The sequence below is a fragment of the Acidobacteriota bacterium genome (assembly GCA_016716715.1).
Taxonomy (GTDB): Bacteria; Acidobacteriota; Thermoanaerobaculia; order UBA5066; family UBA5066; genus Fen-183.
The window spans coordinates 72,420-85,111 of the sequence record JADJVE010000009.1 but is presented as its reverse complement, the minus strand read 5'-3'; the positions used below and the strand labels follow the sequence as shown (position 1 = coordinate 85,111).

At 70.5% G+C, this 12,692-nt stretch carries 9 protein-coding genes and 1 pseudogene; 3 read left to right on the top strand and 7 right to left on the bottom strand.

The window, feature by feature from the left end:
• Positions 1-103 precede the first annotated feature (103 nt).
• Genes IPL89_15015 through IPL89_15005 form a run of 3 tightly spaced genes read right to left on the bottom strand, consistent with a single transcriptional unit; the run spans position 104 to position 4,773 of the window.
• The gene (locus IPL89_15015; protein ID MBK9064481.1) at positions 104-685 is read right to left on the bottom strand and encodes a sigma-70 family RNA polymerase sigma factor; all 582 of its coding nucleotides are present in this window, start codon (positions 683-685) and stop codon (positions 104-106) included.
• Positions 682-3,447 (bottom strand): PEP/pyruvate-binding domain-containing protein, encoded by a 2,766-nt coding sequence (locus IPL89_15010; GenBank protein ID MBK9064480.1) that lies wholly within the window; start codon positions 3,445-3,447, stop codon positions 682-684. The genes IPL89_15015 and IPL89_15010 overlap by 4 nt, the downstream gene beginning before the upstream one ends.
• 42 nt (positions 3,448-3,489) lie before the next feature.
• Entirely contained in the window at positions 3,490-4,773 is a 1,284-nt protein-coding gene (locus IPL89_15005) for a Glu/Leu/Phe/Val dehydrogenase (protein ID MBK9064479.1), read from the bottom strand.
• Positions 4,774-4,991: 218 nt separating this feature from the next.
• Between IPL89_15005 and IPL89_15000 the strand changes: the two genes are divergently transcribed.
• Genes IPL89_15000 through IPL89_14990 form a run of 3 tightly spaced genes read left to right on the top strand, consistent with a single transcriptional unit; the run spans position 4,992 to position 8,683 of the window.
• Entirely contained in the window at positions 4,992-6,299 is a 1,308-nt protein-coding gene (locus IPL89_15000; protein ID MBK9064478.1) for a Glu/Leu/Phe/Val dehydrogenase, read from the top strand.
• A gap of 9 nt (positions 6,300-6,308) precedes the next feature.
• A complete protein-coding gene (locus tag IPL89_14995) occupies positions 6,309-7,037 on the top strand; it encodes an ABC transporter ATP-binding protein (GenBank protein MBK9064477.1) in 729 nt (242 codons plus the stop codon).
• Positions 7,034-8,683 (top strand): hypothetical protein, encoded by a 1,650-nt coding sequence (locus IPL89_14990; protein MBK9064476.1) that lies wholly within the window; start codon positions 7,034-7,036, stop codon positions 8,681-8,683. The genes IPL89_14995 and IPL89_14990 overlap by 4 nt, the downstream gene beginning before the upstream one ends.
• 56 nt (positions 8,684-8,739) lie before the next feature.
• Here IPL89_14990 and IPL89_14985 read toward each other — a convergent pair.
• From IPL89_14985 to IPL89_14970, 4 genes and pseudogenes are all read right to left on the bottom strand, one after another.
• Positions 8,740-9,652: pseudogene (locus IPL89_14985) on the bottom strand (D-glycerate dehydrogenase).
• Positions 9,649-9,822 carry a hypothetical protein gene (locus tag IPL89_14980; protein ID MBK9064475.1) on the bottom strand — a complete coding sequence of 58 codons (174 nt, stop codon included), beginning with the start codon at positions 9,820-9,822 and terminating at the stop codon, positions 9,649-9,651. The pseudogene IPL89_14985 and the gene IPL89_14980 overlap by 4 nt, the downstream one beginning before the upstream one ends.
• On the bottom strand, positions 9,819-11,936 hold the full coding sequence (locus IPL89_14975) for a peptidylprolyl isomerase (protein MBK9064474.1): 2,118 nt from the start codon (positions 11,934-11,936) through the stop codon (positions 9,819-9,821). The genes IPL89_14980 and IPL89_14975 overlap by 4 nt, the downstream gene beginning before the upstream one ends.
• A complete protein-coding gene (locus tag IPL89_14970) occupies positions 11,933-12,691 on the bottom strand; it encodes a metallophosphoesterase family protein (protein MBK9064473.1) in 759 nt (252 codons plus the stop codon). The genes IPL89_14975 and IPL89_14970 overlap by 4 nt, the downstream gene beginning before the upstream one ends.
• Position 12,692: the final 1 nt, after the last annotated feature.

Below are 12,692 nucleotides of genomic sequence, written 5' to 3'. Positions count from 1 at the left end.
ACTCATCCAGAAGGAGTTCAAGGCGGCGATCCCGCTCCCTCTCCTCTGGAGAGAGGCTGGAAAGCTGCTCGGCGTCGTCCCGAATCTGCATCATCCCGCCTCTCTATACGATGTCCTTCGGCAAAAGATCTCGCAGGGCCTGTCGCGCCCGGAAGAGCTTGTTCTTGACCGTCCCGAGAGGCATGCCCTTCAGCTCCGCAATCTCCTCGTACGGCATCTCGCCGTAGTGCCGGAGGCTGATGAGCTCGCGGTAGTCGTCCGGCAGCCGGTCGATCGCCGCGGCGAGGGCCTCGCGCAGGCGCCGCCGCGTGAGGTCCTCGAGCGGATCGGGACGGTTCTCGCGCGGCTCGGCGATGCGCGACTCCCCGTCCTCCCCCACCGGGAGCTCGAGGGGCAGCGGCCGGACCTTGCGCCGCCTCAGGTGGTCGATCGCGGCGTTGCCCGCGATCCGGAACAGCCAGGTCGAGAACTTGTACTTCGGGTCGTACGAGTCGAGGGCCGCGTGGACCTTCAGGAAGACCTCCTGCGTGACGTCCCGGGCGTCCTCGGCGTCGTTCGTGTACCGGCCGACGAAGCGATAGAGCCGCACGCGGTACCGCTCGACGAGAATCTCGAAGGCGTCGGCGTCGTGCCCGAGCGCGGCACGGACGAGCTCGGCGTCGTCGCGTTCGGGCGCGGTCTTCACGAACGGGAGACCCGCGCCCGGGCGCCCTGCCCGGGTGGCGAGAGGATCGCGACGGCATGGTCCTCGTCCGCGTTCAGGAGCAGCCGCAGGACCGACCCGCCCGTGACCTTAGGCACGTCGATCACGCGGACGACCGCCTCGAGGTCGCGGAACTCCGGCGCGAGCTCGAGGAGCGCGCTCGGCGAGTCCCTGAGGAACCCCTCGCGGAAGCGGATGTCGGGATCGTCCGGGAAGAGCGGCAGGTAGCGGATCGACGCTTCGACGAGGTCCTGGAAGAAGTGCGTCCCGAACGAAAGATCCGGGACGTAAGCCCCGCGCCGGCGCGCGATCTCGATCAGGGCCGCCGCGTTGTGAATGTCCGAGTACCCGACGGGGACCCCGAGCCGGAGGTCGCCGCGGCTCCCCCATCGCCCGGGGCCCATGAGGATGAACTCGCGCTTCGGGAGCAGCTTGTTCATGCGCCCCACGGCCTGGCCCACGCGCCGGAGCGAGGCCGCGTCGGGCAGGGCCGCGTAGCCCTCGGGGTCGACGTACACGATGTGCGTGAGGTCCGGCACGCGGCCGTTCGAGACGAAGCGCTTCGCCTCGAAGATCACGCGGTCGCCCGAGAGGTCGGAGGGGATCGCGGCGGCCGCGGACTCCTCCGCGAAGCTCTGCGGCCGGCACTGCAGGAGGAAGAGGTCCTTTCCGTCGGACGCAAACTCGATGTCCACGGGGCCGTGCGTCTTCTCGCTCAGGACGCGGAGCAGGGTCCGCATTCGGGAGAGGAACGGCGTCGACTCGAGGAGCGTCTCGAACGTCGCGATGAACCGGCCCTTCTTCGACGTCCAGTCCAGGAAATACGGCCGGTGGACGCCGGTCTCGTCGGACACGGAGAGGATCTGCTCGACGCCCGGGATGTCCGCTCCGCACTCGTCGAGGAGACGGTCGAGCTCCATCGTCTCGAACGTCCCGGACTGAAGATCGATGACGTCCACCTTGCGGGGCGAGTAGCGGACGACCTCGGCGGGCGTGACGTTCACACGCAGGCCGGGCTTCCCCGGCGCGACGAGGATCGGGTAGTCGTCCCCGACGCGATCGACCGCGCGCGTCCCGAGCCCCGCCACGAGCCGCACGAGCCCGTCCTCGCGCGCGATCCGGGGCGACCAGCGGAACTCGTTGTTCGAGAACGCGACGCCCGCGAACGTCGGAAGGAAGTACCTCCCGACGCGGCTCCCCACGACCTCCTGCAGGAGGATGCCCATCTCCTCGTGGACGTCGAGGAGCCCGCGCTCGGCGCGGTACTCCAGCGGGTCGGGGCCGAACACCGAGGCGTAGACCTCCGCGATCGCGTCCAGGAGCGCCGTGAGGCGCTCGGCCTTCGGGCCCTGGTTCGCGAGGAATAGGCTCTTGTACTTGCCCGAGAAGGCGGCCCCGACGCGGTCCTCGAGAAGGCTCGAGCTGCGCACGATGAGCGGCCGGTCGCCGAAGTCGTCGAGGGCGACCGAGAGGCCCTTGACGATCTCGGGCGAGAAGTGTGAGTTCTTGAAGACCTGGATGACGTGCGGGTACTCGCGCCGGACCTGGTCGATCTCGAGGTACTTGCGGTCGTAGAGGTCGTCGAGCTGGTTGAACTCGATGAAGTCGAGGATCGCGTCCGACGAGACGTACCACGTCTTCGGAATCCGGATCTCGCCGAGCGCGTCCGCGAACTCCGTCGATTTCTTCACGATCTGGCTTGCGAGGAAGAGGCCGGAGGCCTTCCCGCCCACGCGGCCGTAGCTTCTCGGGGGCGAGATCACGTGCCGCACGAGCTCGAAGAAGTCCGACGTGTCGATGAAGTCCTTCGCGACGTCCACGAACCCGAGGTCGTCCGTCAGGAACCGGCGCGCGAGCGACACGCGGAGCTCGACCTGGACGGTGCGCGAGAGCTGCCGGTCGTCGCGATGGGAGTCGTGGAAGCGCGCGAGGGCCTGCGCGAGCTCGGCCGTGGACGTGCCGGGGTTCTCCGCGGCGCGGAGAAGGAAGTCCGCCTTGTCGTCGCGGATCCACTTCTGGATGCACGAGCGGATCTCCGCGGACGAGAGGTGCTCGGAGGCGAGGCGGAACGCCGCGTCCGCGACGCCGAGGAGGTGCTCGGCGCTGCGGCGGGGCGAGGGCCGGTTCTCGTCGGACTCGAGCGGCTCACGCCCGCCCGCGAAGTGCGGGAGGAGGTCCTGCGCGGCGGCGACGCCGTTCCAGCACAGGTAGTTGATCATCCGCCGCGAGATCCTGACGAGGTGGCGCGGGTCCGTCTGGCGGAGGAAGTCGACGATGATCCGCCACTCGCCGCCCGGAGCGTCCACGGGTCCGTCCTCGCGGCGGCCGTGGAGCGCGTCGAGGAGGCGCCGCTCGAGGAGGAGCTGTCCGAGCCGCTCGGCGACCGCGTCGAGCAGGCGGCGCTCCTCCTTGAGGAACGGCCCCTCGTCCGCGGCGGGGCGCTCCTCCCCGTAAAAGATCTCGAGCGTGCCCGCGGCGTCGCCCTGGACGCGGATCGGCGCGGCCTGCCGCCACGGAGAAGCGACGGAGCCGGGCGGGCCGTAGACCGTTCCGTCCACGGTGAGGCGCGCGAAGCAGGTCGCGGGGAACTGCCAGCCGGCCGGGAGGATCTGGACGACGTTCCGGAACACCTCGTCCAGGGAGGCCTGGGGCGCCTTGCACGCCTCGTTGACGCGATAAATCGTGCTGAGCTCTTTGGCCCGCTCCTGGAGCGCCTCGAGGAGATGATCGCCCGGCGTCGTCACGTGAGGCCCCAGTTTACCGGGACGCCGCCGGGCGGAAGGACCCTAAACCCAGCCGCGGTCCCGGGAGGCCTTTGCGACCCTGCTGACCGCGATCACGTAGGCCGCGTCGCGCATGTAGAGCTTCTTGGACGCCGCGAGGTCCGCGACGTCGTGGAAGGCCTTCGTCATCTTGCCGTCGAGCTTCGTGAGGACCTCTTCCTGCGTCCAGTAGTGGTTCATGTTGCTCTGCACCTGCTCGAAGTAGCTGCAGGTGACGCCGCCGGCGTTCGCCAGGAAGTCCGGAATCACGAAGATGCCGCGCTCCTTGAGCACCGCGTCGGCCTCGGGCGTCGTCGGGCCGTTCGCGCCCTCGACGACGACCTTCACGCGCTTGCCGATCTTCTTCACGGTCTCGCCCGTGACCTGGTTCTCGATCGCGGCCGGGATCAGGATGTCGACGTCCTCGGCGATCCAGTCGCCGCCGGGCTTGACCTCGTAGCCGAGGGCCTTCGCCTTGACCTTGTCGATTCCGCCGAAGTGGTCCGTGATCCCCATGAGCTGGGCGCCGTCGACGCCCGACTCCTTGCGGAACGTGTAGGACGTCTGGTCGCCCTGGTCCCACGAGGAGACCGCGACGACCGTGCCGCCCATCCTCGTGTAGAGCTGGATCGCGTACTGCGACACGTTGCCAAACCCCTGCACGGAGGCCTTCGTCTTCGCGATGTCGATTCCGAGCTTCTTGAGGGCCTCGCGCAGCGTGTAGATGGCCCCGTAGCCCGTCGCCTCGGTGCGGCCGAGCGAGCCGCCCAGCCCGACCGGCTTGCCCGTGATGAAGCCGGGGCCGCGGTGGCCGTGGATCGTCTCCCACTCGTCCATCATCCAGACCATGTGCTGGGGGGTCGTCATGACGTCCGGGGCCGGCACGTCGATCGCGGGCCCGACGTTCTTGGCGACCTGGCGGACCCAGCCGCGGCAGATGCCTTCCTGCTCGCGCGCGGAGAGGTTGTGCGGGTCGCAGATCACGCCGCCCTTGGCGCCGCCGAGCGGAATGTCGACGACGGCGCACTTCCACGTCATCCACATGGAAAGGGCGCGGACCGTGTCGATCGTCTCCTGCGGGTGGAAGCGGATACCGCCCTTGCTGGGGCCGCGCGCGTCGTTGTGCTGAACGCGGAAGCCGCGGAACACCTTGACCTTCCCGTCGTCCATGCGGACCGGGATCGCGAACCAGTATTCGCGGAGCGGCCACCGGAGGAGGTCGCGGGTCGGGGCGTCGAGCGCGAGGATGTCGGCGCTCTTGTCGAACTGGGTCTGGGCCATTTCGAAGGCGTTAAACGAGCCTGTCATCTGGTTCTCCCCTGTCTTCCTTCCTGTTTCTGCGTATCCTGAGGGATCGGCGGGCGTCCCCGAAGAGACGTCGCAGACGTGGGACGCATTCCTATGAAGTGTAGGGAGAGGCCCGCGGACCCGGCCATGAGGCGGGTGAATCAGGCCGGCTGAAGGCCTAACATTCGGCCTGATCAGCGTGTCCGCCGGCCCCGGCAGGACACAGGAAGGGTGATCCCATGACCCTGAGCCCCGAATCGACCTCGGGCGTCCTCACGCGCAAGCCGTCCCGGCACGCCAACGCCCCGATCAACCCGTTCGAGGAGATGACGCAGCGCTTCGACCGCGCGGCCGAGCTCCTCGGGCTCGACCCCGGGCTGCGCAAGGTCCTCCGGGAGCCCATGAAGGAAGTGAAGGTGGGCATCCCCGTCGTCATGGACAACGGGAAGATCGAAGTCTTCGTGGGCTACCGCGTCCACCACAACGTGGTGCGGGGGCCCGCCAAGGGCGGCGTGCGGTACGACCCCGGCGTGACCCTGGACGAGGTGCGCGCGCTCGCGTCCTGGATGACCTGGAAGTGCGCCGTCATGAACATCCCGTTCGGCGGCGGCAAGGGCGGCGTGATCTGCGACCCGCGCAAGCTGTCGCGCGGCGAGCTGGAGCGGATCACGCGCCGGTACACGGCCGAGCTCATGGACGTCTTCGGGCCCGAGCGCGACGTCCCCGCCCCCGACGTCGGCACCGACTCGCAGACGATGGCGTGGGTCATGGACACCTACTCGATGCACGTCGGCCACACCGTGACGTCGGTCGTCACGGGGAAGCCCGTCTCCCTCGGCGGGTCGCGCGGACGCGTCGAGGCGACCGGCCGCGGCGTCATGATCGCGGGCCGCGAGGCCTGCCGCGCGCACGGGATCCCGCTCGCCGGCTCGCGCGTCGCGGTCCAGGGCTTCGGCAACGTCGGCTCGATCTCGGCCAAGATGTTCCACGAGCAGGGCGCGAAGGTCGTCGCCGTCTCGGACATCAACGGCGCCATCCTGAACCCGGAAGGCCTCGACGTCCCCGCGCTCCTCGCGTACGTCGCGGAGAAGAAGTCGGTCGTCGGGTTCCCCGGGGCCGCCCCGATGGACCCGGCCGGCCTCCTCACGGTGGACTGCGACATCCTGATCCCGGCAGCGCTCGAGAACCAGATCACCGACGAGAACGCCGGCGACATCAAGGCCAGGATCATCGTCGAGGGCGCGAACGGCCCGACGACGCACGACGCGGACGACATCCTCCAGAAGAAGGGCGTGATCGTCGTGCCGGACATCTACGCGAACGGAGGCGGCGTGACCGTCTCCTACTTCGAGTGGGTGCAGGACCGCATGGGCTTCTTCTGGCGCGAGAAGGAAGTCAACGAGCGTCTCGAGGAGATCATGGTCCAGTCCTTCCAGGACATCCGCGAGATGGTCGCGAAGCACAGGGTCACGTACCGCATCGCGGCGTACATGGTGGCGATCCAGCGCGTGGCGCACGACCTTCAGATGCGCGGCCTCTACGCTTAAGATCCCGTCGTGATCCGGTTCGAGGGGGCCGTCAAGCGCTACGGCGACAAGACGGCCCTCTCGGACCTCACGCTCGAGATCCCCGCCGGCGCTCTCTTCGCTCTCGTCGGCCCGAACGGGGCCGGCAAGACGACCGCGATCGGCCTCCTCACCGGCCTGCTCTCCCCTACTTCCGGGCGGACGTTTCTCGCGGGCGTCGACGTCGCACGCGACCCCGTCGCCGCCAAGTCGAGGCTCGGGTTCGTGCCGGACCGGCCCTACCTCTGGCCGAAGTGGACGCCGCGCGAGACGCTCCGCTTCGTCGGCGCCGTCTTCGGCGCGCGCAGCGCCGCGCTCGAGGCGCGGATCGACGACGAGCTCGCGGAATTCGACCTCGCGGCCGTCGCGGACTCGCGCAACGAGACGCTCTCGCACGGCACGCGGCAGCGCGTCGCGCTCGCACAGGCGTTTCTGCACGACCCCGAGGTGCTCGTCCTCGACGAGCCGATGGTCGGGCTCGATCCGATCGCCCAGCGGAGCCTCGGCGGCCGCCTGCGCGCCCTCGCCGCCCGCGGCTCGGCCGTCCTCCTCACGACGCACCAGCTCGCGCAGGCCGAGGAGCTCGCGACGGACGCGGGCCTCCTGTTCGACGGGCGTCTCCTCGCGCGCGGAGCGCCCGGGGCGCTCCGCACCGCGTCGGGCGTCACGGGCGCGCTCTCGGAGGTCTTCTTCGCGCTCGCCGGGGATCCGCCGGCGTGAACGGCGTCTACCGGGCCAACTCCGCGCGCGCCGCGGCGCGGGCGCTGCTCGGGACGCGCGGCCGCGCCCGGATTCCCGCCCTCGCGGGCCTGTTCGCGCTCGCCGTCTTCGTCGCACTCGAGGTCGCCGGGCTCGAGGCAGCGGTCCGGGCCTCCGCGGCCGCTCTCGCGTACCTCCCCGAGCTCCGACCCCTCTACCTCGTCGAGCGTCTCCTCGCGGGCGCGTTCGGCGCCGCCGCGGCGCTCGTCATCCTCGGGTCCCTCACGACGGCCGTGTCGACGCTGTTTCTCTCCGAGGAGCTCCTCGCCCTCGCAGTGCTCCCGATCCCGCACCGCCGCCTGCTCGCGCGCCAGGCCGCCCTCACGCTCGCGCTGGCGTCCGCGCCGTCCCTCCTCCTCGCGCTTCCCGCGCTGGGCGTCGCCGCGGCCGCGTCGCCCGCTCCGCTCCTTGCCGCCGGCGCCGGCCTCCTCTCCGTCACCGGTCTCTTCCTCCTCGCCGGATCGCTTGGGATCGCGGGCGCGCTCGTCCTCGTACGAATCGTCCCGGCGCGCCGGGCACGCCTCTTCTCCGCTCTTCTCTCGGCGCTGGGCCTCTCGGCCGCTCTCGTCGGCTTCCGCGCGGCGCGCCCGGAGCGCCTCCTCGATCCCGTGGAGGCGCTCGGCCTTCTGCAGTCGTTCGGCGCGTCGGCTCCTCCCGCTCCCGGGGCGAGCCCGCCGGCCTGGGCCGCGCGCGGCGCGGCGCTCGGGCTCGCCGGCGATCCGGCCGGTCTCGTGCCGGGAGCGCTGCTGCTCGTGCTCGGACTCGCCGCGGCCGCCCTCGTGCCGGCGGTGCTCGCCGGCGCTCACCGGACGGTATGGCGCGACGTGCGCGAGGCTTCGTCGGGCGCGACCCGTCCCGGGCGGCGGCGCCCGGCCCGCTCGCTCGGCGGCGTCCTCCTGCGCGCCGAGGTCGCCACGGTCCTGCGCGACGCGTCGACCCCCGCGCAGCTCGGGTCGCTGGCCGCCGTGTTCCTCCTCGACCTCCTGAACGTGCGCCTTCTCCCGACGTCCGATCCCGCGGCCCGGGACCTCGTCGCCGGGCTGCAGACCGGGCTCTCGCTGTTCCTCGTTTCAGCCCTGTCGCTGCGCTTCGCCTATCCCGCCGTCTCCACGGACGCGCGCGCGGCCGCGGTGCTGCGGTCGCTGCCGCTCGACCCGCGCCGCCACCTCCTCGCCCGCTGGGCGGCGCGCGCGATTCCCGCCGTCCTCGCCTCGCTCGTCCTGACGGGCGCGAGCCTCGCGGTCCTCAGGCCCGGCGCTTCGACGACGGGCGCCGCGCTCGCGGTCGCGCTCGCCGGCGGCCTCGCGATCCCGGCGCTCCATACCGGCCTCGGAGGCCTCTTCCCGCGCTACGACGCCCCGAACCCCGTCGCGGTCGCGCTCGGGCCCGGCGGCCTCTTCGCGCTCGTCCTGTCCACGGGCCTCTCCCTCTTCGCGACGGTCGCCGTATCGGCGGAGCTGCGGACGCTGCTGGGGGCGCTACTCCACCAACGTCTGACGCTTGCACCGATGCTGCTTGTATTTCTCTGCGCGGCCGCTGCCGCGGCCGCGGTTCCGATGGTCCTGGCAGGCCGCTCGCTCGGGCGGCAAGACCTCAGCATCGGGTGACCTTTTAAGAAGATTTTCTTAGAAGGGTGAATAGGCGACGAGCGCCCGAGCGAGGCTCAGGGCACCGGGTTGAGCGGCGGTTCGCCCGCGAAGAACCGCACGATCTCCGTGCACGCGAGCCGCGCCATCGCGAGGCGCGTCTCCGCGGTGGCCGACCCGAGGTGCGGGAGGAGAACCACATTCGGCAGCCCGAGAAGGGCCGCCTCGATCTGCGGCTCGCGCTGGAACACGTCGAGGCCGGCGCCGAAGAGATGCTTCGAATGAAGGGATGCGACAAGCGCTTTCTCGTCCACGATGGGGCCGCGCGCGGTGTTGATCAGGATCGCCCCCTCTCTTCATTCGCAGGAATTCCCGTTCTCCGAATCTCCCGCGCGTCTCCTCGGTCAAGGGCGCATGGATCGACAACACATCTACTTCCAGAAGAAAGTTTCTGAATTCCTCTTCCGTCCCGTCCTTCTCGAACGGAACGACGTCCATCCCGAACGCCTCCGCGCGAAGTGCGACGGCGCGGCCGATGCGGCCCATGCCGTAGATGCCCAGGGTCTTCCCCGCGAGCGAGACGCCGAGCAGTTCCTGCGGCTTCCAGCCGTCCCACGTGCCCGAGCGGGCGAGCGCCTCGCCCTCGTGCAGGCGCCGCGCGACGGCGAGGATCAGCGCGAAGGCGAGATCGGCCGTGGCGTCCGTGAGGACGTCCGGCGTGTTCGTGACGAGAACTCCGCGCGCGCGGCAGGCGGCGAGGTCGACGTGGTCGACGCCCACCGAGTGGCTCGCGACGATGCGCACCCGCGGAGCCGCCTCGAGCACCTCCGCCGTGATCCGCTCGCGCGGTGTCGGGAGGAGCGCGTCCGCATCCGCGAGAAGCGGCCACTCGGCGCGCGGGAGACTGCCTTCGCCCGTGACGACCACGTGCCCGGCGAGGACCTCCTGCGTCGAGGGCTCGACGAGCGGCTGTCCGACGAAAACCTTCATGGCGCCTTGTAGGGCCTCACGAGGAGCCAGCCGGCGAAGAAGACGCCCCCGCCCGCGAAGAACATCCGCTCTTCGTACCTCAGATCGTCGCGGAAGAGGCCGATGGCGAGCCCGACGCCCACGAGCACGATCCCGACGAGCTGCAGTGCGCGGCCGATCGAGAACCTCACTCGGACGCTCCCGGCGGCCGCGCCGGACGCGGGCGCTCCGTCACGCGCACGGAGACGAGCGTGTCGTCCTGCTCCGTGCCGTCGAAGAGGTCCATCCCGCTCCGCACCCTGCCGAACACCGTGTACCCGCCGTCGAGGTGAATCTGGGGCGCCAGCGTCGCGAACCACTGCGAGCCGCCGGTATCCGGTCCGGACAGGGCCATGCCCACGGCGCCGCGCGCGTAACGGAGGGCGTTGATCTCGTCTCGGATCGCGTAACCCGGGCCGCCGCTCCCGTCGCCGCGCGGATCGCCGGTCTGGACGACGAAGTCCGGGACGACGCGATGGATCACGATGCCGTCGAAGAAGCGCTTCGCGGCGAGCGCGCGGAAACTCTCGACCGTCATCGGGGCCTCCTCGGCGTCGAGGTCGAGGACGGCGGTCCCCCGCGCGGTCTCGACCGTCGCCGAGAAGAGAGATTCGTTGGCGGCCCGCGAGAGACGGTCGTAATCCGCGTCCGTGAGCCGCGTATTCACGGGAATCGGGCGGAAAGAGGCGGCCGCGGCGCCGTATTTCTCGACGAGAACGCGCCGGGCCTTGTCCCGCGTCACGGCGTCGGCGTCGTTCGCGTGGCCGGCGACGAGAGCCCGCCCGGCCTCGCCACGCGCGGCGGCGGCGTCCAGCGCGCCGACCGTGAAGTCCGGTTCGCTCGAGTCGAACGCGGCGTCGAACGCGGACTTCCAGGCGCGCCGGAGGTCCTCACTCCCCTTTTCGAGCAGGGGCGCGGACTCCTCGAGCGCCACTCCGCGCACCGCAGGGTCGCGGTCAGCGAGGCCCGCGAGGAGCCAGAAGAAAGCCCGGGGAGAAGAATTCTTTGAAAGTGAAGAAAGGACGGCAGCGCGGACGCGCGCGGCGGGATCAGCGAGAAGGGTCGTTACGAGAGGGTCATTCAAAGAAATCCCCTCTTTGTCCTTCCCGGTCTCTCCTCCGGCAAGATATTCCAGCGCCTCGGCGGCGCCGAGACGCTGCTCGAGCGTCCCGCCGACGATCGCCTTCTCGAGCCGCGCGGCGGCCTTCTCGGGCGCCCGTGCCCCATCGAGGCGCGTCAGGGCGACGAGAGCCGTCTGCCCTCTCCACCCCTTTCGAAGAAGGTTCTCTTCGAGCGCCGCCCGCGACTCGGGCGAATCCGGCAGCACGCCGAGAAGGCGGATCGCCGCAACGGCGACCCCGGGGACGAAGTCTTTTGCTCGGAGGAGACCGACGCCCCGGACGATCCGAGTCAGGTCCGAAGACTCGGAGAAGAGATTCTGCTTAGAAAGTGAATTCAGCGCGCCCAACGCCTGTACCGCGATCGAGACGCTCGGGCTGCGGGCGAGCGCGACGAGGTCCGCGGCGCTCTCTTCATCCCCCAGCAACCCGACTGCGCGTGCTGCCCAGGAAACGACGATCGGCTCGTCCGAACCCTTTCTAAGCACGGCGCGAAGCGCCGGAACGGCTGCGGGTTCTGGCTTGCGCGACAGTGAATAGACGGCCGCCTGCCTCAGCTCGGGAGCAAGAGGATCCTCTGCGAGGACCTTCACCAGCGCCGCGACCGTCCTCGCCTCGGGCCTGCGGAACATCGCGAGTGCGCTTGCGGCGCGTGTCGACGTGACGCCGTCGCGCGCCGCGAGAACGGCCAGGAGCGCGTCCGTCGCGTCCTTGCCGCCGAGCTTGCCGAGCGCCTCGGCGGCGTTGGCCGCCGTCGCCGCGTCGGCGTCCCGGAGAGCCTTCGCAAGAAGCGGCACGAGCCGCACGTCGCCCGAGACCCCCGCCGCGAGCGCCGCCGCGCCGCGGACGGAAGCCTCGGGATCGGCCAGCAGGGGCGGGATCAGGATCGACGCGTCGGGATCCCGGAGGCGGCCCGCGGCAAGCGCCGTCTTTGCGCGCAGCCACGGGTCCGGGGACGCGGCCATGCGGCCTGCGAGGAGCGGGTCGTAGGAGCGCCGGTCCTCCATCGCGAGGAGGCCGGCGAAACCGTGGAGGCGCTCGCGGTACGTGCCCTTCGGCGGGCCGGGCGCGCCGCCGAAAGACACGCAGCCGGCAGCGGCGAGAAGAATCCCAGCCGTGGCCGCGGCGCGGCGCCCGCCGTGGGTCAAAGGCCGACGAGGAGCCGGTCCCCGAGCACCGCCGGAAGCCCGGCGCGCTCGATCTTCCGGCGGGTCGTCGCGACGTCGTACGGGACACGGTCGAAGTGGACGACGCCCGCGTCCGAATCGTAGATCGCGTACGCGGCGCGCGGATTGCGGTCGCGCGGCTGGCCCACGGAGCCGGGGTTCACGAGGTAGCGCTTCTCGGGGTCGAGGCGCAGCTTGTACCGCGGGTCGCGCACGGCCTCGACGCGGATGCCGCCGGGCTCGAGCGTGAAGATCGACGGGATGTGGCTGTGGCCGAAGAAGCACAGGTTGACGCCCTCGGCGAGCCGGTGCATCTGTACGAAGTTCAGCGACGCGTCGAAGTCCGAGAAGATGTACGCGTCCTCGTCCAGAGGCGAACCGTGGCACACGACGAACTTCCCGTCGACGACCTCGGGACCCGGGGCGAGCTTCCTCAGGAAGTCGGCGTTCTCGCGGGAGAGCCGGTCCGTCGTCCAGCGAGCGGCCTCGAGGGCGGGCGGATTGAAGAGCGCGCCCTCCTCGACGCCCGAGACGACCTTGTCGTGGTTTCCCCGGATCGCGTACGTCGGGCGCCGGAAGGTGCGGTAGCGGTCGAGGACCTTGTTCGGGTCTGCGGCGTAGCCGACGAAGTCCCCGAGGCAGATGACGCGCTCGAATTTCTTGCGCTTGACGCGCCGGAGGACGGCCGTCAGCGCCTCGTCGTTCGAGTGCAGATCGGAGATGATCAGGTAGCGCACG